This is a genomic window from Streptomyces sp. NPDC093591, from assembly GCF_044764885.1.
Lineage (GTDB): Bacteria > Actinomycetota > Actinomycetes > Streptomycetales > Streptomycetaceae > Streptomyces.
This window is the reverse complement of sequence record NZ_JBIWIY010000001.1, coordinates 707,648-733,929: the sequence shown is the minus strand read 5'-3', so window position 1 is coordinate 733,929 and position 26,282 is coordinate 707,648. Positions and strand designations below refer to the sequence as shown.

The window sequence follows — 26,282 nt, the reverse complement described above, 5'->3', positions numbered from 1 at the left end:
TACCCCCCCCCCCCCCCCCCCCCCCCCCCCCCCCGCCCCCCCCCCCCCCCCCCCCCCGCCGCCCGGCGCCCCCCCCCCCCCCCCCCCCCCCCCCCCGAGTACATCCCTCGGAAGATCACCATCCCGACGCTGGACGAGCTTCACGCCCTCAAGGCGGTCGCCAGCGACGAGCTCTGTGTCGTCATCGACCTCATGTCCGGCTGCGGCCTCCGAAACGGCGAAGCCTATGCCGCCAACCTGGAGCGAATGGTCGCGGACGACGTCTACCGCATCACCGAACAGATCGAAGGAAGGACCCGCCAGCGATCCCGCCTCAAGCACCGCAAGCCCGGGGAGTTCCGCGAGACTCCGATGCCTTGGACTGTCCGTGAGTCGCTCCTTCGATACGACAAGGAGCACGGCACGGACATGAACGGCTACCTCCTCCGAACCCAGCGGTCCGCGCACTGGGCACACACGACTCTCGACTACCAATGGGGTGCGGCGAAGGAGAGGGCGGGCATCACGAGGAGGCTGAACGCCTACTCCATGCGTCACTTCTTCGCGTCCAACTGCTTGGCCAAGGGGATACCCATCACGGATGTCGCGGAGTGGATGGGACACAAGCACATCAACATGACGTTCAAGATCTACCGCCACCTCATGCCGGCGTCGATCGGTCGAGCCGCCCGTCTCCTCAACGAAGGCCTGTAACGCGTGAAGGGCCGGGCTTTCGCCCGGCCCTTCACACAACCTTCTGCTGTTGTGCCCAACGATCAAGATCCGCGATCTTGAACTTCAGCTTGCCACCGAAGTAGTACCTAGGAATACCGTTGCGCTGTGACTCTTCGATACATCCAGCGCTGGGTCATGTCGAGATAGGTCGCAGCTTCCGCGACTCCCACGTACTGACGTTCCACTCGCTGCCTCCTGGTAATCCTCATCCAGAGGTATATGCGAATTCTCCGGCCGCACCCAACGGGATGACGGCACGCGACGCTCCCCCTGTCTGCACCAATCCACCACTGACTTCAGCCTTGCTCCCCACGAGATTGGTCGTGCGACGGACGCGGCAGAACGTCGGCGAGCGGCTTCAGGGCAGCTTCCAGCAGGTCGGATTGTCTGGCCGGGCGGCTGGGATGCAGCCTCATGACGTGGAAGATGTGGTCGCGTACGGCCGAATTACGCAGACTGCCAGACTGCTTACGGCGCAGGATGTCCAGCATGCTGGGGCCGCGCTCTTCCTGGATGCCTTCGATCATTTCCAGCTCTTCGATGTCCACTATCTCCACCGGATCGATGTCCGGTGCCTGCAGCAACCCGCGTGCCCGGGCGCGTTCACGGATCACGGTGAGGGTGATCGGGTTGACGGGGAAGCCCTCGGGCAGCACGAGCAGCGGCAGGTAGCGGCGGACAGCGGTAGCCGGCGTGCCGGTGAGAGTGGCCTCGTCGCGGCGCAGTGCGGCGACAGTCGCGTCGATCTGGTCGAGTTCCTCGAGGAGCTTGTCGATGTCCTCGATCTGTGATTCGTCAGGCACGGCGGTGGCAGCTTCACGGCGCAGCTGGGAAGTCGTGACCTCGACGACGATCCAGGTGCCGGGGTAGTCGATCGCAGCGTCGGCTATGCGCTGGCCCTGGGCGGTGTAGGCGGCCTTGAGTTCGGCGTCGTCGCAGACCCGGCGGGTGGTGCCTTCGTCGCCCGTGATCCTGTGCAGGACTTCGCTGACGTAGACCTCGCTGAGGTGGCGCAGGGTTGATTCGGCCTGGCCGGCCAGCTTGCGGTGGCCTGCGGGCTTGGTGCGCTCCGGCGGCGGGAACTTGATGTCCAAGATCGGTAGCCACCCGAAGGCACGGTTGAGCAGGTGGCGGGGGTCGAGGATCAGCAGCCGGCCCTCGGGCAGCCGGAGGACGGGCCACCGTTGGAACGGGTCGAAGGACCACTCGGTGCGCTGTTCCGGCCGTTCGCTGCGGATCGCCTCCCGCATTCCCGGCAGGTCGGTGCTGATCAGTGTCAGCACCGCCTCAACCTGTTCGGCGGGTATGTTCAGGTCAGCCAGTTCGCCCGGTTCGACAACGAAACGGCCGGAGGTGGTGACCATCCACAGGTAGGCGGCGACGGCAGCCAGGGACTCGAACTCGATGCCCGTGCAGTCCCGGTAGGCCTGGCCGAGATCGACGATGCCCGACTGGCCCTGGTGCTCGGCCGGCAACTGCAGCCAGCGGCGCGCATAGCGGGCCAGGAATCCCGCGACGGACCAGTTGTGGTTGAAGTGCTGGTTGGCGATGAGCTCTCGGCCCACCGTGCCCGGCCGGTCTCCGATGATGGACGGGCCGGAGTCGGGGAACACCCCCATCGTCTGAGTGAGAGCGAACAAGGCGCCTGCGACATCACCTTCTTGTGTGCCCTCAGGCAGGGTGTCCGGCGAAGTCTCCATGGCCATGCGGGCCAAGAGCATGAAGGCCTGGGGCACCAGGAGTCGGCGGGTCTTGTCCTTGAGCAGGTTAAGAACACGGCTGCGGACTGGTTCGCTGAACACCAGGTCGACAAACCCATGATCAACTGCGGCGGCGGACGCACCGGGAACGGCCAGGGCGTTGAGAACCATGGCACAGAAACGCAGAACGCCCTCCACGGGAACACGTTGCAACTGTCGCTCGGTGTAGCCGGCAGACAACTGGGACCCGAAGATCTCATCCGGCGTGAGGAAAGCCACGGCCAAATCGATCGGTGCCGGTTCGTGGGAGGAGGCGGGGATCAGCAATCCGCTGGGGCGCTCGTTCCAGCGCAGGACGAAAGCCGTCGCGGTCGATCCCTGCAACACCGGGCTACCGGCCGACGGGTCAGCCAGGTAGACGCCCTCGCCCTGGACCTACGCAAACCCCAGGACTACTTCCACCGCGTGTGGTCCACCGCCTTCCGCGCCACCGACCTAGTACTCCAGTTGCACTTCGCTATTGCCGCTGGTCAGGGGCTGGTTCTGAGCATACTCAGCTGACGTGCCGTCATGTGGCGAGAGTTCGTGACCGGCGGCTTGTGATCGCTGTTGTGCTGATCGTGCAAGCTGATGTGCGGCCTGATGGCTGGGCTCTTGAACTGGAAGAGGTGCTGCTGCGGGTGGGACACCGGTTCGGCCGGGTCGATCTGCGGCGGCGGATGCGGGACTACGTGCGCGGGCTGCTCGGCCCTGTCGGCCGGAAGAACGGCTGGCAACTCGCGGAGTACGTTGGCCACGATGTTCCGGCCGGCTTGCAGCACCTGCTGAACCGGGCCCGATGGGATCCGAATGAGGTCCGCGACGACCTGCAGGAATACGTGGCCGAACGGCTCGGTGAGCCCGACGGTGTCTTGATCATCGACGAGACTGGCTTCCTCAAGAAGGGCACTGCTTCGGCGGGTGTGCAGCGGCAGTACTCCGGCACGGCAGGACGCACGGAGAACTGCCAGGTCGCCGTGTTCGCCGCCTTTGCCTCGTCGCGGGGACGGACCTTGGTGGACCGGGAGTTGTACCTGCCGAAGTCCTGGACGTCCGACCGGGACCGATGCCACGCGGCAGGCGTGCCCGACGCCCGGGCCTTTGCCACCAAGACCGAGCTGGCCCGGAACCTTATCGCCCGGGCGCTTGCCTCACCACTGCCCGTCGCGTGGGTGACCGCGGACGCTCTCTACGGGCAGGACTGGCACTTCCGTCGCATGCTCGAGGAGAGCGGTCTGGGCTACGTCGTCGCGGTCCCGAAGTCGCAGCAGGTCAAGTCCCTCGCGGGCTGCTGGCGCATCGACCAGCTCATCGGGGATGCCCCCGACGACGCCTGGGAGCGGCTCTCCTGCGGCGACGGTGCCAAGGGCCCGCGGGTCTACGACTGGGCAGCCGCCCAGCTCCCGGCCGTTTCGTTCTTCGGCGGTGACGAGCCTTCCCACCACCGGTGGGTACTGGCCCGCCGCAGCATTGCCCACCCGGACGAGATCGCCTACTACCTGGCCTATGCGCCAGACGGCACCAGTGTCGCGGAGCTGGTGCGGATCGCCGGCTCCCGCTGGGCGATCGAGTCATGCTTCCAGAGCGCGAAGAACGAGTGCGGCCTGGACCAGTACGAAGTGCGTCGCTACCCGGGCTGGTACCGGCACATCACTCTCGCGATGCTCGCCCACGCCTTCCTCGCGGCCATGGCGGCCCAGGCCGAAGACGCAAAGGGGGCCGCAGAAACGGATCTTTCCTCGTGCCGCTCAGCCTGGCAGAGATCCGCAGGCTCCTGGCGACTTGCCGCCCCAGGCCAGGCCACCACCGCCAGCACACCCGTCATGCCCTGAGGTGGTCCTGCTTCCGACGCAGACACCAGGCCACCGCCATGCGCTGCCACTACAAACGCCGCACCGGAGGTCACGAACTCTCGCCACATGACGGCACGTCAGCTGAGTATGCTCAGAAACCATCCCCTGACCAGCGGCAATAGCGAAGTGCAACTGGAGTACTAGTACTCCAGTGTGACTTTGTGATCTACGTGCCGGAGAATGCGGCGAGTACTGTCAACAGCTCGCATGCCCTGGTGAGCCCGGCATCCGTCGTGTGGTTCATGGCCAGCCAGCCTCGGCCGGACTCGTACCGGCCGAGGGCTCAGCCCTCTGGGTCTTGCTGCCGCTCACGAAGGTCTGCTGCCTCGCTGAGGTTCTCCTCGATCATCGCCTGGAAGAACTCTTCGAACGAGACATACCTCTCGACCTCGAGCCCGGCGAGCCAGATGACCGGGGTTGGGGCACTCCCGTCGGACTGAGCCATGACGAACAGGTCAATGTCGGTTCGCGATGCCCCGATGGGAATGAGCGAAGCCACGTCGAGATCGCTGGCATCAACCACCTCTGGCTCCAGCGTGGACAGCAACTGGACCGCTCCGTCGAACGGTTCCCCCAAGAGGTCCGACGTACCGAAGAGGTCCACGTCCTGCATGAAGGCAGGCCAACCATCGGCGTGGAGGAGAAACTCCGCGTACTGCGAGTCCAAGGTGACGCCTCGTCGCGCCTCCACCAGCCCGAGCAGCTCTCGGCTCGCCGGAGGAGCCGGCTGCTCGTGTCGCCAAAGATGCTCACGATCGATCACGTGAACCTGGCGTTGCGCTGCGACCATGCGGCTGATGGCGTCTGCCCAGTCAGTCATAGGTATCTCTCGTCCATACTCCGCGATCTTGTGTCGGGTGCATCGAAGAACAGGAACGGCCACTGCGTGATCATCGGGGGTCGTGTGGACTCCTGAAGATCGTGCGGTGGCCGCGGGCCATAGCGTAGACCCTGCCCGGTGGCGGGTGATGTTCGACCAGGCCATGGCCCGAATCGCTGGCCGCTTCCGACGGGTGGAACCTCGGGCGACCGCCCGCGCGTACCTGGTCGGGCTGCTGTCCGGCGTCGAGCGCAAGAACTGCTGGCGGCTAACCGAACAGACAGGGCACGCACGTCCCGGGCCTATGCAGCGTCTGCTGCGAAGCGCCCGCCGGGACGCCGATGCCGTCCGCGACGAGGTCCGCGCCTACGCCGTCGAGCACCTCGGCAGCGAAGGTGGAGTGCTGATCCTCGACGAGACCGGCTTCGTGAAGAAGGGCCGGTCCTCGGCGGGCGTGCAGCGGCAGTACACCGGCACCGCGGGACGCATCGAGAACAGCCAGGTCGGCGTCTTCCTCGCCTACGCCACCAGCCGGGGGCGGGCGCTGATCGACCGTCGGCTCTACCTGCCCGAGCATTCCTGGTGCTGTGATACCAAGCGCCGGGACGCGGCCGGAGTGCCCGGCGATGTGCAGTTCGCGACCAAGCCCCGCCTGGCCTGGGAGATGATCGCCGCGGCACTGGACGCCGGGGTAGAGGCGCCGTGGGTGACCGGCGACGAAGCGTACGGGCAGGATCCGCAGCTTCGTGCCGCCCTGGAGGCACACGGGACGGGCTATGTCCTGGCCGTCGCCTGCTCCATCCGGGTCCGGATCAACTCCGGCCGCACACCGATCCGCGCGGACACGGTCGCCGGCCGCCTGCCCGAGGCCGCCTGGCACCGGCAAAGCGCCGGAGCCGGGGCAAAGGGCCCGCGCTACTACGACTGGGCCTGGATCGACATCGGCACCGACAAGCACCGCCACCTGCTGATCCGTCGCAACCCCACCACGGGGGAACTCGCCTTCTACCTGTGCTGGTCGCCCACCGCAGCACCGCTGGCTGAACTCGTCCGCGTGGCCGGCACCCGCTGGAGCGTCGAAGAATGCTTCCAGGCCGCCAAGGGCCAAGTCGGCCTGGATCACTACCAGGTGAGGCACTGGAACGGCTGGCACCGGCACGTCACACTCGCCATGCTCGCGCTGGCCTTCCTCGTCGCCGTCACCGCCGACGCAGCTCCCAACCGGGCGGAAGAACCGCATCACGACACCCGCGGCAGCGACCCGATCGCCCTGACCGTCCCGGAAATCCGCCATCTGTTTGCCGCCGCCCTCAGCCCATCAGTCGTGTCCCCGGCCAGACTGCTGCACTGGTCAATCTGGCGCAGACGCCACCAGGCAACAGCCCGGCGCAGCCACTACCGACGCCGGTCAGCCGACGAGAGCAGCGGATAGATCACGAAATCGCACTGGAGTACTAGGCCGAGTTTGGCGGCTTCCCGGTAGACCCAGCTTGCCGACAGGTTCAGCATCGCTGCGAGCTCATTAGTATCCATGAGGACGGCCTCCACTCGGCGGGCCCTTCGAGGAGGGTTGGACGAAGGCTGGATGCCATCAGGCGGGTGTCCACTGTGTCGGGCATCGGATTCCTTTACGCGGGTATCGGTCAACACATCTTCCGCAGTGCGCTACTGCGACGTATCGCATCCGGACGACACCTATGTTCCGGAGCATCCCCGGTTTCCATAACCGAGGATTTACTGCTATATACGGTCGGTCCGCCAGCGGGGCTGGTGTCCATGGGGCGTTGGTTTGCGGTCGCTGGGCGCGCAAGCGGTTGACGGTGCGGGTGCGGTCGGCTACCAGGTCCGTGCGCCGGCCTGTGAGGATCTTGAGATCGGTGACAGTGTCGTCGGTGGCGCGTAAGGGGTGCAGATCCCGGCGGACGCGGACCTGGTCAGCGATGATGGCGGCGTCTTTGGCGTCGGTTTTGCCCTCGCCGCGGTAGCTCTCGGAAGCGCGGTGGATGGCCCGGCCGGAGATGTAATGCACCGGCTGGCCGTGGTTGAGGAGGATCGTGATGGCCAGGGCGGCTCCGCCGTCGGCCAGGTCGATGCCCCAGGTCACCTCCTCGCCCAGAGCCATGACATCGGCGAGGAGTTCGAGCAGTTCGGGTTCGTCGTTGGCGACGCGTCGCGACAGCAGCCGGCGGCCGCTCTCGTCGATCGCGACGCAATGGTGGTGGGTCTTGCCTGCGTCGATGCCGGCCCAGATCGCGGCCATGTGGTGCCTCCGTGCGGTGTGCTGCTGGTGCCTCCCGAAGGACGACCTCGCTGTCGATTCCCTACGGAGCGATCATTCGCAATTCCTAATTGGCAGCCGAGTCGTCGTGGGGCACCGGGCGGCCAATCACTGAGAGCCACAATGGGCAGAGCCTTTTCAACCACACCCGGCGCCCCTGGGTGGGTGAACCATACGAAGGGCTCACCGCCTCCCGCAGAACAACGTAGGGAGCCCTTTCCAACCTGCCTGCGGCAGGGGCCCGACAAGGATATCGGGCTGCAAGGATTGACGGACCTCCAGGTGACGGATTTATGGCGTGCTGGGCGAGTACGTGAGCTGCAGGCGTGGTACTGCCGGCAGCGGCGTAGGCGCTCCCGTCTCTGGTGTGGCGCGGAACGCTTCGATCATGTAGGCGGCGAAGCGGCGGGAGGCCGTGACCCGGGCGGCACGCGGCGTGTCTTGGAGGCCCCGGTGGGCCATGAGCATGAGGACCAGGTCGTCGACGACGAAACCGGGGCGCAGCTGGCCGGTCTTCTGGGCACGGCGGGCCAGTTCGCCGACCGCGTGCAGAGTCCGCTCCCGGTCTGCGGCGAAGTCCATGGCCTCGGGGAAGGCCGTCATGAAGGCGTCGGCGAATCCCCTGCTGTGGGCGTGGAGTTCGCAGATCCGCTCGATCAGGCTCCGGAATCCGTGCCACGGGTCCGAGTCCGTAAGGGCGTCGCGGACGGCGGCATGGCAGGCTCGCCGCTGCTCGGCGAAGGTCTCCGCGAACAGTGCCTGCTTGGTCGGGAAATGCCGGTACAGCGTGGCGGGGCCGACGCCTGCATGCCGGGCGACCTCGCGCATGGGCGCACTCAGGCCCTCTTCGCCGAACACCGCGCGGGCGGCGTCCAGGATGCGGGCCCGGTTGTCGCGGGCGTCGGAGCGCACAGTCTGAGGCAAATGGTTGGTCATCGCTTCTCACTTTAGCCAAGCGGACGGGGGCGTCCGTTACGGTCCGATGGCGGTGCTGCCGCCCCGTTCCGGCACTTCGCCGGTGATGCCCCGGCTCTGGGAGCCGGCTTGACGCCCATGGCGCGCAGCAGCTGCGATCCGTCCCTCCACCAACCCGAGGAGCAGAGATGAAAGCCGTCGTGATCAGGGCGTTCGGAGACCCCGATGGCCTGGAGGTCGTCGATGTCCCCGTGCCCGTTCCTGCCCCGGGGCAGGTGCAGATCGCCACGGAGGCGATCGGGGTAGGCGGCGTGGACGCCGTGATCCGCCGGGGAACGCTTGCCGCCTACGGCTTCCGGGAGGGCCATCTCCTCGGCAGCGAGGTCGCGGGAAGGGTCACCGCGGTGGGAGAGGGCGTGGACGCCTTGTGGATCGGGCGGCGGGTGTGGGCGTTCACCGGCCTGTCCGGGGGGTACGCCGAGCACGCCGTCGCCTCGGTCGAGGACGTCCTTGCGCTGCCCGACGGCCTGACCGGCGCCGACGCGGTGACCCTCGGCGGCTCCGGCGTGGTCGCCCACTTCGCCCTGGCCCGGGCCAGTTTCACGCCTGGCGAGACGGTGCTCGTGCGCGGTGCGGCGGGCAGCATCGGGATCACGGCGGTCCAACTCGCAGCCAGGGACGGCGCGAGCGCGGTGGCGGTCACCACCTCGTCGGCGGAGCGCGGCGCCCGCCTGCGGGACCTGGGCGCGACCCATGTCCTTGACCGCTCCGGCGAGGACGGCCCGGACGCACCGGCGGGCTTCGACGTGGTGATCGATGTCGTGGGGGGTCCCCAGCTTCCCCTTTTCCTGGACAAGTTGAACTCCAACGGGCGGTATGTGGCTGTCGGTGTAATCGGTGGGCAGCCGCCGGCGGACTTCGGCATGCGGCTGATGGACGCCTTCCGCAGGTCGTTGTCATTCGCCACGTTCAGCTCTGACACCGTGCCCGGCCCCGACCGGCAGGCCGTGCGGTCGTCCCAGTTCGCCGATGCTGCGCACGGGGACCTGCGCACGGTCGTGCACGAAGTCTTGCCACTGGACCAGGCGGTGCTGGCCCACCGCGAGATGGACGCGGGGAAGGTGTTCGGCAGGGTCGTGCTGGCGCCCTGAGTCGGGCAGGGACGGCGTTCGCGACCCCGGGTGACGATTGCGCCGCCGTGCGGGGGCCGCGTGATGATGCCCAGTATGGCCGTGAGCCACTTTCCGACCTCAGCGTGATGTCCCCGGTGGAGGGCGAGAGTGGCTTTGAACAGGTCGTCGATGCGCGTGGCGCTGCAGCGGAGCTTACGCAGCAGCCGCCACGTCTTCAAGGTTGTGATGACCTGCTCGCCGAGGGCGTGGATCTTGGCATGGGAGACGTACACGGCCCGTTGGCTGTAGGTGTGGCCGCACCGCAGGTACCCAGGACAAGCATGACTTGTCGGCTGCGGGTCGGCCGGTGCCAGCGTGTTCCGCGCTCCTGACGCCGAGCGGCGAGTAGGCCGGTCAGGTAGCGCAGGGTCACGCTGGACACATCGATTTCCGATGGACAGACAAGCGCGTGAAGCTTCAGGCGAACGGGTTGATCCTGGCCGACAACCCATCTATCAGGAGCTTCATCTCCTCCCCAACACCGTTCTCACGCCGACTCGCCTGCCGATCGGCCACGTTGGAAACGGCTCAGTGGTCCCTTTCCAACTCGGCGTGCGATTCCGGCAGTTGGGCTGACAACGTCGTGAAGCCCCTGGTAGATGGGTTTTCGACCAAGAGAACCGTCTTCACCAGAGGCTTCACGTGCTTGTTTACCCGTCGGGCGTCGACGTGTCCAGCTCGGCCCTCCGCTTCCTCACGCAGCAGTTGAGGCGGCACTGCCGTACGATCGGCTCCCGTTGGCGGCGCCTGAGCGCCGGCCGCCAGGCATTGCTTGCACTCGCTCATCTGCGAGTGGGGCACACGTATGCTCAGCTCGCGGCCGGGTTCGGCGTCGGAACCACGACGGCCTACCGCTATGTCACCGAGGCTGTCGAACTCCTGGCTGCTTTTGATGCTTCGTCGGACCAGGGCAGCGGTTTGCGGCTGGGACGGGAGCACCGCGTCGTTGCGCGCGATCGGAACCTCAACGTCCGTAGCGCGACGAGCCGAGCGTCACCTGGTGACCGACGAGGCGGATCTCGATGCCGTCCGCGGTGGCACGCGCCGCTGTGAAGTCGACGCCGACCGGGAGACCGACCCGCCAGGCGGTACTGGCCCTTTCGGCACCGGGGACGGTCAGGGAGAGCTCCGTTCCCTGCGCGAGGAGCGTCCCCGTGGTGTTCAACGCCGTGCCGACGGCCGTGCCAGAGACCTTGACGCGTGCCGCCTGACCGCTCGATCCCGGCGCCCGCGAGACCCGCAGCGGGCCGCCACTGCCCGCGAGCCGGGTCACCACGTCGGACAGCTCCTTGTACGAGAGTGTCAGGGTGCCGGTGGCCAGGTTCGCTTCGGCGCTGCGTGCTGTCAGCGACGTCACCTTCACATCGCGCAGGTCCAGGTGGAGACGGTCGATGTGCAGATAGCCGCCCTGCGTGTTGGTCGTGGTGTCGATGTAGAACCCGCCTGCGGTCAGCCTCACATGACCGAAGTCGAGGTCGGCTGCCTGGGTCAGGAAGGGAAAGCCTTCGATCGACACGTCCAGGTAGCCGTCGGTGGTGTTGTCGTAGCCGTACTTCTCCTTCGCGAGCTGCGCGGCCTCGTTGTTCGCGTAGTGCACGGCTGTGCGGTCGACTGCTGCGAAGAGTGCGGCGAGCACCACGACCGCGATGACCAGAACCTTCACCCATCGGCGTTTCACGTAGATCCCCCCATGTCATTGCGTTGTCACCACGGCCCGATGAACCACATCGCCGCGTGTCCAGGTGAGGCAGAACTGTCAGCGAGAACGGTGTTCCGGTCGGCGACGGAGGGCGAGGACGATGCCGCCGCCGGCCACGACCAGTGCGGTGGCGGCACCGGCGATCACGGTGGTACCGGTGCCCCCGCCGGTCTCGGCCAGGTTGCTGCCAACGCCTGCGGGCGATGCGGCACTGCTCGTATCCGGCACCGGGGCCGCGCTGCCGCTCTGCGCCGGGTTCGGCCCTGAGGTCGAGGCCGTGGAGGACGTCGGGGAGGGGTGCGCCGTCGTCGACGAGGGCCGACCGGAAGGGACGGTCGGCGCCGAGGAGGAACTGGAGGGCGCGCAGGTTTCGTCCGGTACGACGATTTGGGGCTGGATGTCGTCGTCGACCTGGTCGCCAGCCTTGACGTGGATCCGGAAGGTTTCCCCGGCGTACCAGTCCAGGGGGACGAGGTCGACGGCGGTGCCCTGCGCGGTCGGGTGCTCGATCGTCTCGGTGTCGACGAGCCGTTCGCCGCCGGGCATGCTCAGCTGCACGTACAGGCTGACGGTGGCAGGGGTGCCGGAGGTGTCCTTGTCGGTGACGCGGATGACGCCGTGGCCGCCTGCGTCGCATACGGCCGCTGCCGAGAAGTCACCGATGCTGCACGCGAGCGCGGTGTGTGCGGCACCGACTGTGAGCGCGGCCGCGGCGGCCGACGTGCCTATGACGCGTGCCGCTCTGGCGGTGTGCTGGGAAAGGGGCATGGTCTGTCCTTCGTGGGTCGAGGGCCCGGCGCTGCCAAGCCTCCGGAAGTGGTCCGGGCGGCGATGAGAGCAGGCCGGAGCGGCAATGCGCTCGGATGCGAGGACTGCGTGAGCGGTGACAAGGCACCGCACGCAGCTGTGTGAAGGTGCTTCAGCCGGTGATGGCGACGGGCGCGTCCCAGGCGTCACGGTCCACGGTGATGGTGTGACCGCCGCGGGTCTCCTTGCTGTTGACCATGTACTGGTGGCCGCGGCTGTGGTCGGTGAACCGGGTGGAGCCCCACGGCCAGTCCTTGGTGGTGGTGTACTGCTTGTCCCACAGTGCGTACCAGAGGTTGCCCGGCAGGTCGGTCTTGTCGGTCGCGGTGGCGATGGCCTTGGCGCTGGAGCTGGTGAAGCCGTAGAAGCCGGCACGGTATGTCTTGGCGCGCAGCGTCCTGGTGAAGGAACGCACGTACGTCAGCACGGCGTCGTTGCACGCCTTGTTCGTGATGTCGTACGGCTCCATGTCGAGGTAGATCGCGCTGCCCGCCTTCATACCGAGCGCCGACGCCTTGGCCACCGCGTCCTTCGCATCACTCGCGCCGAGAGAGGCGGCGGTGGAGGCGGTCAGCTTCTCCGGGCTGGAGCTCTTCTGGCAGGGCGGCTGGGCGCCGACGTAGATCGGGATGAGCTTCCAGCCGACCGCGCCGACCGATCTCACCCAGGAGGCGGTGAGGTTGGGCTGGGCGCAGCCGCGGTTCCTGCCACCGACGTAGACCGCGGCGGCGCCGTAGAAGCCGGTGTGCCACGCCTTCATCGCGGACAAGGAGGGGGCCGTGCAGGTGTCGAACGCTCGGCCGGTGTACGTCCTCTGGGCGGGCCAGGTCGTGGCCGCCATCGAGGTCTGCGCCGCGATACCAGCACCCGCGACGACGGCGACACCCGCCGTCGCCCAGGCGATGTAGCGGCCCTTCTTGGACAGCCGATGGCTGGACATCCCCACCCCAATTCGCGATCACGGCCCACAGCACGCGTACGGCGCACCGACCGAAGACGATGTGTGCTCCGACACGGCAAGACCGACGCACTGACGATCCCCAGCCGTCGCCGCCCCGCCCCGCATGGCGCGGCACGGTTCTTCCGGCATCCCGGGCGTCCGGAGCGGATCGCACAGTAATCGGCATCGACCCCGTGATCGGGAAACCGCTTCCCCTGATCACCACAAGATTCCCTCAAGGCACGGCAAATCTTCGAAAGGGGCAGCTGCTTTGACCAGGCTTTGAGCAATTGGAGATCAGTTCGTGGCCAGCGGCATATGGAGCGTACATACGATCAGGCATGTGAACAGAGCTGGGAAGATCGGCCTTGCCAGTGCTTGCGCCCTGGTCGTCGTCGGCGGAATCGGCACCTACAACTTCGTGCATGCCCTGACGTCCGGTCCCGCGGGTGACGCCCAGGCCAAGGCGGCGCGCACCTTCGACCCGTCGGCCGTGTCGAGTACGCCGCCGACGGACGCCGAAGCCGTCGAACTGACCCGCGCGTTCCTGGACAGCTGGTCCAAGCAGCACCTCGGCGACGCGGCGGGCGACACCGACCTGCCGGACGCGACCGCACAGGCACTGCGGGGATACGCGGACGGCCTGCACCTCAAGACGCTGTCGTTCGCACACATTCGCTCGGCGGGGACCTCGACGGTCACGCCCGGCGCCACCAAGGTCACCTTCGACGTCACCGCCCAGGTCACGGGTGGCACGTGGAGCTACCCGAGCGCGGTGGCGGTACGGAAGAGCACAGACGACGTGGTGGCGGTCCACTGGAACAACTCGGTGCTCTACCCGGGCCTGGGCGACGACCAGTCACTGACCGCGGGCAGGTTGCCGGCCGACACCACCACGGTGAAGGTGGTCGCCGGCGACGGAAAGACAGACCTGTCCACCTTCGCGTCCCTGCGGGACATCACGGCGACGATCCGCAAGAACGCCAAGCCCACCGGCGGAACCCCCGGCACGGGCGTGGCCGTAGTCGACGGCACCGGCGCGGGCGTCAGGGTGCTGAAGGTCTTCTCCAAGGGCCTGGCTGCCGTCGTCAAGACCACGGTCGACCCCCGTCTTCAGTCGGTGGCCGAAACTGCGGTGACGGACGCTCATCTACAGGACAAGCCCGCCGGGACGGTGGCGCTCGACTGGAGAACCGGCCACATCCTCGCGATCGCGCACACTGGTGCGGACGGCGACATCGCCATCAATGGCATCAAGTCGCCGGGCTCCACCATGAAGATCATCACCTCGGCGGCCCTGTTCGACCAGGCGAGTCTCACCCCGAGCAGTCCCGCGCCCTGTACGGACTCGCTCATGGCCAACAGCCAGTTGTTCCACAACGACCCCGGGGTGAGGGCCAACCCAGGCTCCACGATCGCCCAGGCGTTCGCCGTGTCGTGCAACACCTCTTTCATCAAGGACGGCTTCCACTACCTCGTGCAGGGCGGCGATGCCTCTGCTCTGCACGAGGAGGCGGTGAACGTCTTCGGCATGGGCAGCTGGTCCATCGGCGGGGGCGTCGCGACCACGGACCCGACCATCCCGGCGGACGTGCAGGGCGGCGACCAGGCGGCCCAGTTCATAGGCCAGGGTCAGGTCACGGCCACGCCGCTGTTCATGGCCTCGGTGGCGGCGACCGTACGCGACGCGGGCTTCGAGCAGCCGGTCATCCTGCCCGGCCAGCACCAGGACACCGCGCCTCGGCCCATCTCCGCCCGCACGGCCGGCTACCTGCAGTCGATGATGCGCGGCGTGGCCACCAGCGGTACCGCCGCACCCCGGCTCGGCGGACTCGCGGGCGTCGGCGCCAAGACCGGCACCGCGGAGGAAGGCGACCACACCAACGGCTGGCTGACCGCCTACAACTCCCATATCGCCGTCGCCGCCCTGGTCGAAGGCGGCAGCTCCGGCGTGGACTCCGCCGGGTATGTCGTCAGGCACCTGCTCACCGCGAGCTGAGGTCCCGTGCGCCGAGGCCGGACCTGGTGTCAGCCGGGCGGACTGCCTGCACACCGTACGAGCCACCGTGACGGGCACGATGATCCAGCCCTCTGGGAGACAGGACACGTACCGGCTTGGGCTGTCGGGCCCCGCTCCGGCATCCGGATCGCTCGACATGGGCTGGGGCCCTCTTCTGAAGCGGTTGCACCCGGGGGACCAGGTGAGCGGCACCGTGTGGCGACCCTATGCAACGGCAGTGGCTTCGCGCTGCTGGGAGCGCGCGGTGCCGCCAAGCGGGGCTTGCCCGCTTTCGGGACTGTCAAACGAGTGGTGTAACTACGGTAGTTGGGGTTACTGACGGGGCCGCCGATAGGCGGCCGTCGAAGGTGATGTCGAAGGCGTTCAGCGCGGTCTTCCAGCGCATCGTCCAGCGTGCCTGGCCCCGTTGTCCCGCAACTGCCCTGCCATGGGCCGTCCGCCATGACAGGGAGCGGGGCAAATCAGAACAAAGAGCCGGATATGGGATCGTGCTGGCGGTCAGGTCCGCTCCTCTGGCAGCCAGAAGTACGGGCGACAGGCGAATTAGCTACTCGACCAGATGCCGCCGCGAGTACATGAGCGACACCATCCAAGCCATCGCCGGCTTGCTGTCCCACTAGCAGACAGCGGACCTGAACCTGGCACGACAGATGTGAATGCCGAGCCCCGCCGCGATTCTCGACGCCTCACCGCCTACCGTGCACGAGCTCGTAAGAGCTGTCCCGCAACGGCCAGCTTGATGGGCTGATGGCATGATCTCGGCGTGACCAGCGAACTTACCCAGCCGAGTTCCGCGAAGTATGTCCTCTTTGATGTCGACGGGACGTTGATCGACGCGGTGGCCAACCAGCGCCAAGTCTGGGAGACATGGGCGGCGCGCTGCAGACTCGACCCTGCCGCGGTCTACCAAGTGGCGCTGCGAACACGGCCTATGGAGACCTTCGCGGCGGTAGCCCCGGAGCAAGACCCGCGGGAGTGCCTGGCCACGTTGCATGAACTGGAGGACGAGGACGTCCGGTCCGGTGTCTATGCCGCTTTCGACGGTGCATCCGAGTTGCTGCCCGGCCTGCCCCCGGGTTGCTGGGCGCTGGTGACTTCGAACTACGAGCACCGGGTGCGCGGGCGGTTTGCCCGGACCGGGCTACCGGTTCCGGGCGTCCTCGTGGATGCCGCCGCAGTTCTTCGCCGACAACGAACAGCAGGAATCAATCGCGCCCAACCAGTGGGGGTACGGGCGCCCTCCGCTCCAGACGATCCATCAGCGCTTGTCCACCCTCCAAGAGGCAGCCGATGTAGCTTGGATACGAGTCCAGTTGCACGAGGAGACGATCAACACCGATGTTGCCGGTATTTCAGCCGAAGCGGTTGCTGTCTGCACGAGCGCCGCAGCGGACGAGATTGAACGGCGCCTGGACACCGACTTCTTGCAGAGCGACGGCATCATCGAAGGACTGGTCTACCCATCTGACTGGTTCCTAGAGATACCTGCCATTCCAGAGCAGCACCATCTCCTGTCACTCGTGTGGGACTAGGGTGATATTGGATGGTGATCAAGGTGAGGTCCGGGTGAGTTCTTCGATCCAGATCATCGAGGCTCGTAGATGGAGGCCGGCGAGGTAGCTGTCCCGTGTCCTGTCGTATCAGGTGGCAGTATCTCGCCAGGCCTTGAGCTTGTTGATCAGGCGCTCGACGGTGTTCCTCTCGTTGCAGAGGTCGGCGTCGTGGCTGACGGGTCGACCACCCCCGGAGCCCTTCTTCTTCCGGTTGGAGGCCTGGTCCTGCTTCTCCGGGATCGTTGTCCCCTGCGACCGTGTCCGGCCGGGTGCGGCGGCGGCCGACAGGGCCGCGGACCGGAAACCAGCGGGCGACACTGGCAGGGGTGGCCAGATGGAACGTGCTGCTCTGCCCGCCGCTGGAGCGTTGGAGGACAGCGACGTTCAGGCGGACTCTTCGCCCACGCCGGATACGTCGTCACTCCTCCCGCTCGGGATCTGCGTGACGTCCTGCCCGCTTTGTTCTTCGAGGCTGCCCCTTTTGGTCTGGCCTTCTCCTCCTCGATTCGGCAGATACGGCCTGATGAACTCCCATTCGGCGTCCGTCAGTTACACTCCCGTCACGCAAGAAGATCTACCGGATCAGACCCCGTCATTACCCGCCGCGAGCGGGGGTGCTCGTATCGAAAGTGGATCAGTAGAGTTGAGTCGTGATGGGCGTAACGCCAGTGTTGGTGAACCCGCCATGTTGTTCGGGTCGCGGACCGGATTCGGTTTGGAGTTCCACGTCGAACACGACCCCGAGCTGCTGTGCGTCGACGTCTTCGTCGGCGGGCTTCATGTAAACACGTGGGACAACGCGTTCCTCCCGCCACTACTTGCCAAGAAGCTCAAAGACGAGCTCAGCCGCTTTCGCCCGCCGACTGCGCCGCCGGCGGGCTTCGTCTCGCCGCTCGAGGCGTTTCACCTCGCTGAGGACTGTATGTTCGACGACGCCGGTACGGGAGCGGCATCCGAGGCCGGGTTGGAGCTCTGGAAGTACCAGTTTCTGGATTGGGGCGAGTGCACCGATGAGGTGCTGGCGTTCGCGTTCCCCGATGGGGACCGGGTGCACCTCGCCTGTCGGGTACGCGATGGAGGCGGTGTTGCCTGGGGCACGGAGGCCAGGCGTTAGCCGACGGTGGTGTCGGTGAGCAGGACGGTGCTCGTCGAAGCGCTGGAGGACGCCCTCGTCATCGCTGAACGCGAGTGGTCTGCCCGGCTCGCTGCCATCAAGGCACGCAATGGCACCCTCGGCGGCGGGGACATGTCGAGCGTGTGAGACCTGTGGATCGGCCTCGGAAGGAACGCGGAGGGCGCACCTTCCCTAAGAATCCGACATGCACCATCCGAGCAGTGAGACAGCAAGGCGCTGCGTATAGCCCCTCACACATTCGTGCAACCTCGGCCAGGCCGTCGAGAAGTGTGTCGCGGCGCACCGCTACTGCCTGCGTTCCATCGCACCTCAGCCGGGCCCGGCGGCCGCCGGCGAGCACGCCGACGGGGTCTTTGCCGTCGAGCCGTCCTCACTCGCTTTGCCCGTCGGCGGGCCGAGCGCATGCGCGCCCATCACGCCCTGGTCCACGGCCTATTGAGCGAGGGGATGGGACTGCGTGCCATCGCCCGTCACTTGGGCTGGGGGCGACACACCGTCCAGCGGTATGCGCGCGCCGCCCGATGGCAGGACATGGTCACCGGACGCAGTTCCCGCACCAGCCGACTCGACGGGCACCAGCCCTACCTGCAGCAGCGCATCGACGAGACCGACGGCGCGATCACCATCATCGAGTTACGGGAGGAACTCGCCCACCGCGGTCATCCGGTGCCCTACAGCAGCCTGCGGGACTGGGCGCGCAGCCGCCTGCAGTGGCCCGACGCACCGGCCCCGGCCGCTGCGGCGCCCTCGGTCCGGGCCGTCGTCGGCTGGATCACCCGGCACCCCGCCACGCTCGCCGAGGGCCAGAACCGGCAGCTCAAGGCGGTGCTTGACGCCTGCCCCGAGCTGGAGCAAACCCATGAACTCGTGCGGGACTTCGCCGAGATGCTCACCCAGCGCACCGGCGCTGACCTGCCGGACTGGATCAACACCGCCCGCGCCGCACAGCTGCCGGGGATCACCGGCTTCGCGCGTGGGCTCACCTCCGACCTCGAAGCCGTGATCGCCGGACTGACCTTGCACTGGAGCTCTGGCGGCACCGAGGGCGCCGTGACACGCGTGAAAAAGATCAAGAGGCAGCTCTACCGACGGGCCGGATTCGAGCTGCTCCGAAAGATGATCTTGCTTCAGTAGCGACCCACGCGGGTGTGAGTCTGTCGCTGTCCGTCCGAGGTCAGAGTTCGGTCGTCCCGATCCCGGCGGGGTGCTCACTCGGTGGCAGCCACAGCTGAGGCTGTGACTCGCGATGGCTCTCGTGAGCCTGTTCTTCCCAATGGAAGCAGTTCTTCGTGCCGTCAAGGCGGTGCATCGCGGCAATCCCGGCATGACCCCGCAGGTCAGGGAGTCTTTCAGGGGACTCTCCTCATTCCCAAGTCTCAGCAGGTTCGATCACCTTTGATCGGACTAATGCTGACCTCATGCTGACTTTCTTGATGCACCGTCAGGTTCGTCTGGGAGGCCTGGGTCGGCCCTTCGCGTGTTCCCGATGGGGCATCACGATGCCGGAACGGGCTTGTGGCGCTGTCGGTGCCTGCAGGCGCGACTGAGTCGTTGAGGAAGAAGTCGTACCACTCGATGGTGGTGCCACCTGGGGCGGAACGGGGAGTGTCCAAGATGCTTCCAGGGCATTTGGGTTTTCCCGATCGAAGGGCTACGACCTAGTGCGTCGCGGGGAGTTCCCGTGCCGCGTGCTACGCGTCGGCCGTACGACTCGTGTCGTCACCGCGTCCTTGCTCCGTGTGCTCGAAAGCGGCGAGCCCGAGTGCAGCGGTGCCCACGCCGGACGTGACACACAGTCGTAAACCGCCGCACGACGAAGCCCCGCCGGAGCAAACCGGCGGGGCTTCGTCGCTCACGCGCGCTCTCACGGGTGAGGCTACGTCGTATCACGCGCTCTCACACAGCTGTCACGAACCGAGCGGACTCTCCCGGACCAGCAGGCCCTGACCTGCAACTTCACGCCCCCGCTGGAGTGGCTGGACGCCAATGGACGGTCTCTACAACCTGTGCCATGTTGTACCCAGTGAGGGACCCAAGATCAGGACAGGAGCGTCTTCTGGCCCGTCAAAGCGGTATTGGAGGGTGTTAATCGGTGTCTCACTCACCCGCCTGACCCTCTCATCTGTCACCTGCAGTCGTACCGCCAGGGCCAGAAAGTCTGGGGAGATGCGGGCATGGACGCCATGTGGTCCGCATCGACCGTCAAGATCATCGGATCGGGCATCGACGATCCCGACTTCGCGGACAAGCTGTCCCGCCTGATCGGTGATCACGATGTCGAGACCACGTCCACCTCGACGTCCGAGTCCGGCAAGTCCACGTCCGTCAGCATGCGGCAGGAGCGGATCCTGCCCGCCGATGCCATTCGCGCCCTGCCCAAGGGCACCGCCCTGTGCTTCGCCACCGGCCTGCGCGCGGCCATGCTCGACCTGCGGCCGTGGTACCTCGAACCCGGCGCCGACGAATTGGCTGCCGCCTCCGACCGGGCCTCCAAGGGCATCACCGCCCGCGCCGTCGCGAAGCACGCACCAACTCAGTCCGACTTCGGGAAGGCGGCATGAGCAGGGTCCGGCTGCACCTGGTGCCAGTCCGCTCACGGGAAGCGAAGGAGTTCGTGCGCCTCTGGCATCGCCACCACCCGCCCCCGGTAGGACAGATCTTCGCCGTCGGAGCAGCCGACGAGGACGACACCCTGCGCGCCGTGGCCGTCGTCGGCCGGCCGGTGGCCCGCCACCTTGATGACGGGGCCACCCTGGAAGTCACCCGGACCGCCAGCGACGGTGCGCGCAACGCGAACTCCTTGTTGTACGCGGCATCTTGGCGCGCGGCCAAAGCCCTCGGATACCGGCGCTTGATCACTTACACGCAGGGGGGTGAGAGCGGCGCGTCTCTGCGCGGTGCAGGATGGCGTCTGATAGCCCGCCGTCCGCCCCGGACCGGATGGCACACCCCCTCCCGCCCCCGAGCCGGCCACGGCAACGACCGCACGGCCCGATTTCTCTGGCAAGCCCCCTGAACCACGCCCTGGAGCAGCCCTGCACCCGTACGAACCCGCCGGCCAGGTCATGGTCTCCCCGCGGTACATGGCAGGCGTCGGTGCCGGCTCGCCGACGCGATCGGCCCACTGATCCACCTTTTCGGCTGGTCCCCGCAGCACGACGCCGCCACCGGGCACATCACCCTCGACAACCCCGACGGCAGCGTGTCCTGCGGCTTCGACCCCATCCATCCCTCGGCCGGTGGGGGACGATCGCCCACCAAGAGCCGTACCAGGAAGCGCAGTTAAGTCGACAGACGCTCATGAAGCGCATCGGCGCCTTCACCCAGCCCCCTGCTCCAACTGCTCGGACACCATCACCGCGAGCGCCACCACACTCAAGGTCCGCGCGCTTCTGGCGCAGCACGGCTTCACCCCCCGCCGACGGCCCCTCGTACCAGCCGCCCGAGCGGCCGGACGAGAACGGCGTACCGGGTGTGGTCGTGCGTGCCGAGATCCATGCCCACGCCCAAGGACTCGGCGTCAGCGTCGATCTGCGCATCCCCCACCCCCGACGCGATTCCCACCGCACCTCGGCCCGCCTCGAAGGCTGTCCCCGCCAGCCCAGCCACTGGGCCGGCGCGGCACCGCACCCGCTGACCCCTGACCCACCGGAGAACCACCATCGCCATCCGCCAGATCGACCTCCTCGCGCAGGTCGACCACCTTCGCCACCTCGGGGCCGACTTCGGCACCCTGCGCACCAGCGTCACCGAGCTGAAGGCCGAGCCGGGCAGCGACATGCTTGCGCAGCTCGCCCCGAAGATCGTCCAGATTCACGAACTGATCGGCCGCACTCTGCAACAGCTGGCTACGCTCGACGGCAGCCAGTACACCCTCGTGCCCGGCAGCCGCTCATCCCTGGAAACGCTCAGCTCCGCCGTCGCCACGGCTTCTGTGGCAGCCACAGACCTGGCCAGTGCGGTGGCCGACAACCCGTTGGAAGGCGCCGTGTTCGCCGACGGGCCGCCTCTCGACGAGGATGCGGTGCGCAAGGCCCGGCACGCCGAGGCCGCGCCTCGGCTGGCTGAGGCCCTGGCCGACGCCGCCCACGATCTCGACCTGTGCGCGACGTGCTGCCTGTACACCGCCTCCGGCATCCTCCGCGACCTCAAGGAGCACCCGGAGCACCTGCCTCCGCTCCCACAGCTGACCTCCGCGCAGTACACGGCCCTGGAAATGGTCGCCCAGGGCGGCGCCAGCCTCATCCGTTCGCTACGCGGCGAACTCGTGAACAGCGGCCTGCCGATCCACATCGGCGCGGCTCTGCTCGGGCACCTGAATGTCCAAACCACTCGCGGCTACGTCGCGGTGTTCGACGAAGACGTCATCCGCCACTACCAGGAGCACCTGGAACACCGGCGCCAGATCCGTCCCACCGACGAATACCGGGACACCACCTCGAACGAGTGGGCCGAGTTCGAGGAGCACTTCGACCGCCGCAAGGTCGAGCTCGGCTCTTGCGGCCGGCCCTACGGCACCCCCTGCCAGCACGAACACGCCTGCATCCGCTGCCCAATGCTCCACGTCAATCCCAAGATGCTCGCCCGGCTCTCCGAGCTCGAAGCCGACCTCCTGCAACGCAGGACGCAGGCCGAGGCCGAAGGCTGGATCGGTGAGATCGAGGGCATCGACCTCCCCCTCACCTTCCTCCGCGCGAAGCGCGACGAGACCCAACGCCGAGCCCAGCGACCAGCTGTTCACCTCGGCATCCCCGCACGCCGCCGTCCGCAGGAGTCCGAATGACGCTTTCCAGAGCGATGCCTCGAAGCAACGAGCTGTCAGCTTGTTCTTTAACCTTTGGCGGAGCCTCAGTGACATCGGTAGGTTCTCGGCGATGACCTTGAGAGAGACGCAGGGACTCGCGTCAATGACGGACGGGGCGCAGTTACGTTGGATGGCGCTGGGGGACACGACTCGGCAGCCGCCCGTGGTCATGCTCCATGGCGGTCCGGGACTGCCGGATTACCTGGGCGATGTCGCCCCCATGATCGCGGACCTCGCACCCGTGTACCGGTACGACCAGCGTGGCACCGGCCAATCCCCGTGGTGGGGCCGCCATTCCCGCGCCCGGCATGTTGACGACCTCGCCCAGCTGCTCGACGCATGGGACGTGCCCAAGGCCGTACTGATTGGACACTCCTACGGCACCGACCTGGCGAGCCGGTTCTGCCTGGCGCACTCTGACCGGGTTGCCGCGATGCTGCTGATGTGCGGGCCGTTCGTCGGTGATTGGCGCACCGGGGACCGGGCGGAGCGCGAACGTCGCATGTCCGCAGCGCAGCAGGAGCGGCTCCGCGAATTGGAGGAGACACCGCGCCGCACCGAGGAGCAGGAAGTCGAGTTGCCCACGCTGGCCTGGTTCACTGACCATGCCGATCCCGAACGTGGGTGGCGCTGGGCCGCGCGGGGTGCCCGGCAGCGGCGCCCCGTCAACTGGGCTATGAACAGCGAACTCGGCAAGGAAGGACGCGCGGACCCGCTTGATGAGCACCTTGTCGACCTGCGCGCGCACCTACCCGCGCGAGCGGAACTCCTCGGTGGGGTCGACGATCCCCGCCCTCTGTCGGCCCTCGAATCACTCGCGTTCCGGCTCGATCTTCCGCTGACGCGGTTCGAGGACGCTGGGCATGAGCCATGGTTGGAGCAGCCCGACGCCGTGCGTGCGCACCTTCGGAGATTCGTGCAAGGCGCGGTGGGCACATAGGGCTTCGCCCGGTTCGCCGGTCGGCATCATCCCGGATGCCGGCAGCGCGGGAGGTCCGTGTCGAAATGTTCCTCGAACTAGGCCGAGTGATCCAGTTCGAGATGTCGTTCGATGCCAGGAGCCAGGCACGGGCACTGATGCATCAGCCAGCGAGCAGGGCCTGCATCCACTGGTCTTCGCGTTGCTCGATGTATTCGGCGTCGTTTCGCCAGGCGTCGCCGTGGCCTTCAGCCCACAGCCTTGCCCAGGGCTGGGCTCCTTGGGCTGCCTGGTCGCGCAGGAAGTCGTGCATGGAACGCGTACGGCGCCCCAGTAGAGGGACCAACCGACGGCGTTCGGACTCAGCCAGACCGTAGGCGTCGGCGAAGACTCGCAGTCGGTCCGCCGCGTCCGGGCTCTGCCAGTCCGGATGCGCGGACAGCGGGATGAACCCGTGAATGGCGTATGCGACATCCCACAGGCGCGAGCCGGGACCTGCACCGTCCCAGTCGATGAAGGCCCACCGCGCCTCGTCTGCCACCACGAGGTTCCAGGGGGCCAGGTCGTTATGGGCAATGATGTCACTGCCCTCAGCAGGGATCAGCGTCTGCCACCGCGCATCGGGGGGCGGCGTGAAGTCCTGCACGGCGTCGTGGAAGTCCCGGATCAGCCGTGCAACGCGAGCCAGTTGTCGAGCAGGTTCCATCAGCGAGAACCGGTCGGGCCAGACCACATCTCCCGGCATGAAGGTCAGGACCTCACGCCCCTGATCGTCAATGCCGAGCGGACGAGGCGCCGCGCCGAATCCCACCTCGTGCAGGTGGGCAAGCAGTGCATGCACAGCGGGAGTCCATGGTCCGGCCGGACGGCGAACGGTGTCCCCGACGCGAACGACACCATCACTGACGTTGCCACCGGACAAAGGCTGTTCATCATCGTGCCGCATCGAACCAGTGTGTCGGATCAGCTCGTCATGATCACCCCATTAAGGGGGAGCGTCAGAGTAGGGACGGAGGTTAAAGAACAAGAGTCGGTTTCGTTCGGTGATGCTCTCGGGTCGTTTCGCGGTCTTGCCCACGTCGTACCGGGTGGCGGGCCGCCGGTTATTCGAGCCAAGTGGTCTTCCAGGACCGGGAGTTGATGGTTTCGGTGCACGGGCCGGACAGTGCAGGCGCGGGCGGAGGTTCCGAAACCCCCGGCGGACCCGGGCCGGCGTGAGCCTGCCGGGCTCGGCGGGCTTCTCCCACGGCCGCCGCAAGTCGGCGGCGGCCTCGCGCAGGAGGCGGATCTGGGTGTGCGCGGGTCAGACCCAGAGTCAGCGGCTTCGCACCGAAGCAGAAGCGTCACGGCACGCCGCTGGCTGTCCGTATGAGCAGCCCAATCTTGTGCGGACCGTCCGCATGCAAGTGTTTGTTGAAGAAGGGGTTGATGTCTCCGACGCACAGCGGCGCCTGTGCTCAGATGTGGCCATGGAGCCGATATGGACGAGTGTTGTGGCAGTGGTGGGCACGCTGTTGGGTGCCGTTGCGACCTATCCCTTTCAGCGACTCGCGGCGAAGCAACAGACGTTGCGCGATGAGCGGATCGCCGCATACACCGCCTTCGCGGCCGCGGTCGAGGACTTCCGGTATGGCCAGGCCGAACGCTTTTTCCACAAAGAGCGGGATCCCGACGGCGAGGAGTACAAGAGGGCGTACCACGAGGGCCACCGTCTGCGGATGACCGCGCGCCAAGCGTTCTACCGCGTCAAGCTGGTCACCGACGACGACTCCCTGGTGACCCTCGCCCGGGCGGCTCTGGACCGTACGCGGGACACACACAATGCCCAGAATGCGGAAGCACGGGATGAACTGAACGGGAAAGCCAAGGAGGCCATCGAGGCCTTCGTCGACTACGCATCGAAGAGCGTCCAATGACCGTGGTCTGCGACGTTCCCTGCAGCAAGAGCGGTGCGGGTGCCGTTGAGGAAGACGACGAGGAGTTCAACGGCCTACGCGACCATATCTGAGAATGCCTCTATGGAGTCTGAGGTCGAAATGGACCTCGAACTTGCCCGCTCACCTGGGGGTTCGCCGGACGCTGGGGCGGCCTTCGTCTGATCATGTCCGACCAAGGTGCACCGATCGAGACGAAGGCCGTGAAGGTGAGTCTGCTCCCTGCCGCCGGTCCCGGGGAAGCGTTCGCGCAAGCGTCACGCTTCCGGGAGGACTTAGAGGTCGTCTCGTTTGGATCTCCAAGCAACGTGGTGTGTGACTGCCGTGGCAGGCAGGGCTACATGCCGCGGTCCGGCCCGCTCCACGGTTCTGGCCGTTCGCCGACGGTCATCGGGAGACGGCACAGCTGTACCGGGCCGGGATAGAAGGCTGAGGTGTTGGGGCCGGCCATGTCCTCGCCGATGAGGTAGCGGTAGAGCCATTCGGCGAAGCTCATGTCGTACCGTGCCCAGCCGCCCTCGCCGTCTTCGACCAGAATCCAAGGGGCTGTGTCGTCCGCAGCTACGAGGAACAGTGTCTCGCCGCGGTCGGTGCTGGCGATCGGCCACAGCCCGTTGCGCGTTCCGAAGCTCAACTCTGTGAGTCCGAACAGCAGGCGAGGGTCCTCGTCAGGGTCAAGGTCGTCCCAGGAGATTGCGGACCAGGCACGGGCCGTGTCGCGTATCTGGTCGCCCAGATTCCAGCGTTCGGTCGCGGGGTGACTGAGGTATAGGTGGCCGTTGAGCTGGATGGGAGCGTACGCGTCCACGAGGGTCTGGTAGTCGGTCGGCAGCCGGATGCCGAGTTCCGCGTGGAGGCGCTCCCAGGCGGAGGGGTCCGCGTAGCGGTTCTGGGCCCGGCCGAGCATCGCCATGACTGCGGGCAGGTAGTCGGTCATGACGCTCCTCGCTGCTGTGTCGTCTTCTGCAGCAGGATCATCC

21 protein-coding genes and 8 pseudogenes are annotated in these 26,282 nt (G+C 67.0%); 16 read left to right on the top strand and 13 right to left on the bottom strand.

All coding sequences use genetic code 11. The features are described 5' to 3' along the window. Nucleotides 1-102 precede the first annotated feature (102 nt). The gene (locus ACIREI_RS03195) at nucleotides 103-693 is read left to right on the top strand and encodes a tyrosine-type recombinase/integrase (protein ID WP_403326895.1); all 591 of its coding nucleotides are present in this window, start codon (nucleotides 103-105) and stop codon (nucleotides 691-693) included. 317 nt (nucleotides 694-1,010) lie between these two features. Here the strand turns inward: ACIREI_RS03195 and ACIREI_RS03190 are convergent, their stop codons facing one another. Next, nucleotides 1,011-2,801: a hypothetical protein gene (locus ACIREI_RS03190; RefSeq protein WP_403326757.1), complete on the bottom strand. Its 1,791-nt coding sequence runs from the start codon at nucleotides 2,799-2,801 to the stop codon at nucleotides 1,011-1,013. Nucleotides 2,802-3,046: 245 nt separating this feature from the next. On the opposite strand from ACIREI_RS03190, the gene ACIREI_RS03185 reads away from it, so the two are divergent. Then, on the top strand, nucleotides 3,047-4,285 hold the full coding sequence (locus ACIREI_RS03185; RefSeq protein WP_403326893.1) for an IS701 family transposase: 1,239 nt from the start codon (nucleotides 3,047-3,049) through the stop codon (nucleotides 4,283-4,285). 304 nt (nucleotides 4,286-4,589) lie between these two features. On the opposite strand, the gene ACIREI_RS03180 is transcribed toward ACIREI_RS03185, so the two are convergent. Next, on the bottom strand, nucleotides 4,590-5,126 hold the full coding sequence (locus ACIREI_RS03180; protein WP_403326755.1) for an SMI1/KNR4 family protein: 537 nt from the start codon (nucleotides 5,124-5,126) through the stop codon (nucleotides 4,590-4,592). Nucleotides 5,127-5,289: 163 nt separating this feature from the next. On the opposite strand from ACIREI_RS03180, the gene ACIREI_RS03175 reads away from it, so the two are divergent. Further along, nucleotides 5,290-6,558: an IS701 family transposase gene (locus ACIREI_RS03175; protein WP_403326754.1), complete on the top strand. Its 1,269-nt coding sequence runs from the start codon at nucleotides 5,290-5,292 to the stop codon at nucleotides 6,556-6,558. Between the two features lie 366 nt (nucleotides 6,559-6,924). Here ACIREI_RS03175 and ACIREI_RS03170 read toward each other — a convergent pair. Together ACIREI_RS03170 and ACIREI_RS03165 are read right to left on the bottom strand one after the other, a co-directional pair. Next, nucleotides 6,925-7,386: pseudogene (locus ACIREI_RS03170) on the bottom strand (IS110 family transposase); the annotation flags it as partial. A gap of 309 nt (nucleotides 7,387-7,695) precedes the next feature. Next, nucleotides 7,696-8,340, bottom strand: a complete 645-nt coding sequence (locus ACIREI_RS03165; protein WP_403326752.1) for a TetR/AcrR family transcriptional regulator — start codon at nucleotides 8,338-8,340, stop codon at nucleotides 7,696-7,698. Nucleotides 8,341-8,507: 167 nt separating this feature from the next. Here ACIREI_RS03165 and ACIREI_RS03160 point away from each other — a divergent pair, with 167 nt between their 5' ends. Next, nucleotides 8,508-9,470 carry a zinc-binding dehydrogenase gene (locus tag ACIREI_RS03160; protein ID WP_403326750.1) on the top strand — a complete coding sequence of 321 codons (963 nt, stop codon included), beginning with the start codon at nucleotides 8,508-8,510 and terminating at the stop codon, nucleotides 9,468-9,470. Between the two features lie 116 nt (nucleotides 9,471-9,586). Here the strand turns inward: ACIREI_RS03160 and ACIREI_RS03155 are convergent. Beyond that, nucleotides 9,587-9,912 (bottom strand): annotated as a pseudogene (locus ACIREI_RS03155) (hypothetical protein); the annotation flags it as partial. Nucleotides 9,913-10,133: 221 nt separating this feature from the next. Between ACIREI_RS03155 and ACIREI_RS03150 the strand changes: the two are divergent. After that, nucleotides 10,134-10,379: pseudogene (locus ACIREI_RS03150) on the top strand (transposase family protein); the annotation flags it as partial. 76 nt (nucleotides 10,380-10,455) lie between these two features. Here the strand turns inward: ACIREI_RS03150 and ACIREI_RS03145 are convergent. The 3 genes from ACIREI_RS03145 to ACIREI_RS03135 form a co-directional block, all read right to left on the bottom strand. Continuing rightward, on the bottom strand, nucleotides 10,456-11,169 hold the full coding sequence (locus ACIREI_RS03145; RefSeq protein ID WP_403326748.1) for a DUF2993 domain-containing protein: 714 nt from the start codon (nucleotides 11,167-11,169) through the stop codon (nucleotides 10,456-10,458). Between the two features lie 78 nt (nucleotides 11,170-11,247). Then, complete coding sequence (locus ACIREI_RS03140) at nucleotides 11,248-11,958, bottom strand: LAETG motif-containing sortase-dependent surface protein (RefSeq protein ID WP_403326746.1); 711 nt, start codon at nucleotides 11,956-11,958, stop codon at nucleotides 11,248-11,250. Nucleotides 11,959-12,109: 151 nt separating this feature from the next. Further along, a complete protein-coding gene (locus tag ACIREI_RS03135) occupies nucleotides 12,110-12,937 on the bottom strand; it encodes a glycoside hydrolase domain-containing protein (protein ID WP_403326744.1) in 828 nt (275 codons plus the stop codon). A gap of 343 nt (nucleotides 12,938-13,280) precedes the next feature. On the opposite strand from ACIREI_RS03135, the gene ACIREI_RS03130 reads away from it, so the two are divergent. From ACIREI_RS03130 to ACIREI_RS03120, 3 genes and pseudogenes are all read left to right on the top strand, one after another. Then, entirely contained in the window at nucleotides 13,281-14,936 is a 1,656-nt protein-coding gene (locus ACIREI_RS03130) for a penicillin-binding transpeptidase domain-containing protein (protein ID WP_403326742.1), read from the top strand. Between the two features lie 784 nt (nucleotides 14,937-15,720). Continuing rightward, a pseudogene (locus ACIREI_RS03125) lies at nucleotides 15,721-16,137 on the top strand (phosphatase); the annotation flags it as partial. Further along, the gene (locus tag ACIREI_RS03120) at nucleotides 16,124-16,489 is read left to right on the top strand and encodes a hypothetical protein (RefSeq protein ID WP_403326909.1); all 366 of its coding nucleotides are present in this window, start codon (nucleotides 16,124-16,126) and stop codon (nucleotides 16,487-16,489) included. The pseudogene ACIREI_RS03125 and the gene ACIREI_RS03120, both read left to right, overlap by 14 nt. A gap of 18 nt (nucleotides 16,490-16,507) precedes the next feature. Here the strand turns inward: ACIREI_RS03120 and ACIREI_RS03115 are convergent. After that, nucleotides 16,508-17,013: pseudogene (locus tag ACIREI_RS03115) on the bottom strand (hypothetical protein); the annotation flags it as partial. Nucleotides 17,014-17,225: 212 nt separating this feature from the next. Here ACIREI_RS03115 and ACIREI_RS03110 point away from each other — a divergent pair. The 3 genes from ACIREI_RS03110 (at nucleotide 17,226) to ACIREI_RS03100 (ending at nucleotide 18,779) form a co-directional block, all read left to right on the top strand. Then, a complete protein-coding gene (locus ACIREI_RS03110) occupies nucleotides 17,226-17,624 on the top strand; it encodes a hypothetical protein (RefSeq protein WP_403326740.1) in 399 nt (132 codons plus the stop codon). A 15-nt stretch (nucleotides 17,625-17,639) separates the two neighbouring features. Next, entirely contained in the window at nucleotides 17,640-17,771 is a 132-nt protein-coding gene (locus ACIREI_RS03105; RefSeq protein WP_403326738.1) for a hypothetical protein, read from the top strand. Nucleotides 17,772-18,092: 321 nt separating this feature from the next. Further along, the gene (locus ACIREI_RS03100) at nucleotides 18,093-18,779 is read left to right on the top strand and encodes a transposase (protein ID WP_403326736.1); all 687 of its coding nucleotides are present in this window, start codon (nucleotides 18,093-18,095) and stop codon (nucleotides 18,777-18,779) included. A gap of 872 nt (nucleotides 18,780-19,651) precedes the next feature. On the opposite strand, the pseudogene ACIREI_RS03095 reads toward ACIREI_RS03100, so the two are convergent. Then, nucleotides 19,652-19,750 (bottom strand): annotated as a pseudogene (locus tag ACIREI_RS03095) (3-oxoadipate enol-lactone hydrolase); the annotation flags it as partial. Nucleotides 19,751-19,774: 24 nt separating this feature from the next. Here ACIREI_RS03095 and ACIREI_RS03090 point away from each other — a divergent pair. From ACIREI_RS03090 to ACIREI_RS03075, 4 genes and pseudogenes are all read left to right on the top strand, one after another. After that, nucleotides 19,775-20,206, top strand: a pseudogene (locus tag ACIREI_RS03090) (TraM recognition domain-containing protein); the annotation flags it as partial. Next, a complete protein-coding gene (locus ACIREI_RS03085) occupies nucleotides 20,203-20,661 on the top strand; it encodes an XF1762 family protein (protein WP_403326734.1) in 459 nt (152 codons plus the stop codon). The pseudogene ACIREI_RS03090 and the gene ACIREI_RS03085, both read left to right, overlap by 4 nt. Nucleotides 20,662-21,423: 762 nt before the next feature. Further along, nucleotides 21,424-22,428: a hypothetical protein gene (locus ACIREI_RS03080; RefSeq protein WP_403326733.1), complete on the top strand. Its 1,005-nt coding sequence runs from the start codon at nucleotides 21,424-21,426 to the stop codon at nucleotides 22,426-22,428. Between the two features lie 91 nt (nucleotides 22,429-22,519). Beyond that, the gene (locus ACIREI_RS03075; RefSeq protein ID WP_403326731.1) at nucleotides 22,520-23,389 is read left to right on the top strand and encodes an alpha/beta fold hydrolase; all 870 of its coding nucleotides are present in this window, start codon (nucleotides 22,520-22,522) and stop codon (nucleotides 23,387-23,389) included. Between the two features lie 142 nt (nucleotides 23,390-23,531). Here the strand turns inward: ACIREI_RS03075 and ACIREI_RS03070 are convergent, their stop codons facing one another. After that, the gene (locus ACIREI_RS03070; protein ID WP_403326729.1) at nucleotides 23,532-24,314 is read right to left on the bottom strand and encodes a phosphotransferase enzyme family protein; all 783 of its coding nucleotides are present in this window, start codon (nucleotides 24,312-24,314) and stop codon (nucleotides 23,532-23,534) included. A 39-nt stretch (nucleotides 24,315-24,353) separates the two neighbouring features. Next, a pseudogene (locus tag ACIREI_RS03065) lies at nucleotides 24,354-24,668 on the bottom strand (hypothetical protein); the annotation flags it as partial. On the opposite strand from ACIREI_RS03065, the gene ACIREI_RS03060 reads away from it, so the two are divergent. Beyond that, complete coding sequence (locus ACIREI_RS03060) at nucleotides 24,583-25,284, top strand: hypothetical protein (protein WP_403326728.1); 702 nt, start codon at nucleotides 24,583-24,585, stop codon at nucleotides 25,282-25,284. The pseudogene ACIREI_RS03065 and the gene ACIREI_RS03060 overlap by 86 nt on opposite strands. Before the next feature lie 355 nt (nucleotides 25,285-25,639). On the opposite strand, the gene ACIREI_RS03055 is transcribed toward ACIREI_RS03060, so the two are convergent. Continuing rightward, on the bottom strand, nucleotides 25,640-26,239 hold the full coding sequence (locus ACIREI_RS03055; protein WP_403326726.1) for an SMI1/KNR4 family protein: 600 nt from the start codon (nucleotides 26,237-26,239) through the stop codon (nucleotides 25,640-25,642). Nucleotides 26,240-26,282 lie beyond the last annotated feature (43 nt).

Coding starts and splice junctions, on each gene's coding strand:
- ACIREI_RS03180 (WP_403326755.1), bottom strand. CDS start 5,126: ATGACTGACTGGGCAGACGCCATCAGCCGCATGGTCGCAGCGCAACGC.
- ACIREI_RS03175 (WP_403326754.1), top strand. CDS start 5,290: ATGGCCCGAATCGCTGGCCGCTTCCGACGGGTGGAACCTCGGGCGACC.
- ACIREI_RS03165 (WP_403326752.1), bottom strand. CDS start 8,340: ATGACCAACCATTTGCCTCAGACTGTGCGCTCCGACGCCCGCGACAAC.
- ACIREI_RS03160 (WP_403326750.1), top strand. CDS start 8,508: ATGAAAGCCGTCGTGATCAGGGCGTTCGGAGACCCCGATGGCCTGGAG.
- ACIREI_RS03140 (WP_403326746.1), bottom strand. CDS start 11,958: ATGCCCCTTTCCCAGCACACCGCCAGAGCGGCACGCGTCATAGGCACG.
- ACIREI_RS03135 (WP_403326744.1), bottom strand. CDS start 12,937: ATGTCCAGCCATCGGCTGTCCAAGAAGGGCCGCTACATCGCCTGGGCG.
- ACIREI_RS03120 (WP_403326909.1), top strand. CDS start 16,124: ATGCCGCCGCAGTTCTTCGCCGACAACGAACAGCAGGAATCAATCGCG.
- ACIREI_RS03100 (WP_403326736.1), top strand. CDS start 18,093: ATGGGACTGCGTGCCATCGCCCGTCACTTGGGCTGGGGGCGACACACC.
- ACIREI_RS03085 (WP_403326734.1), top strand. CDS start 20,203: ATGAGCAGGGTCCGGCTGCACCTGGTGCCAGTCCGCTCACGGGAAGCG.
- ACIREI_RS03080 (WP_403326733.1), top strand. CDS start 21,424: ATGCTTGCGCAGCTCGCCCCGAAGATCGTCCAGATTCACGAACTGATC.
- ACIREI_RS03075 (WP_403326731.1), top strand. CDS start 22,520: ATGACCTTGAGAGAGACGCAGGGACTCGCGTCAATGACGGACGGGGCG.
- ACIREI_RS03070 (WP_403326729.1), bottom strand. CDS start 24,314: ATGCGGCACGATGATGAACAGCCTTTGTCCGGTGGCAACGTCAGTGAT.
- ACIREI_RS03055 (WP_403326726.1), bottom strand. CDS start 26,239: ATGACCGACTACCTGCCCGCAGTCATGGCGATGCTCGGCCGGGCCCAG.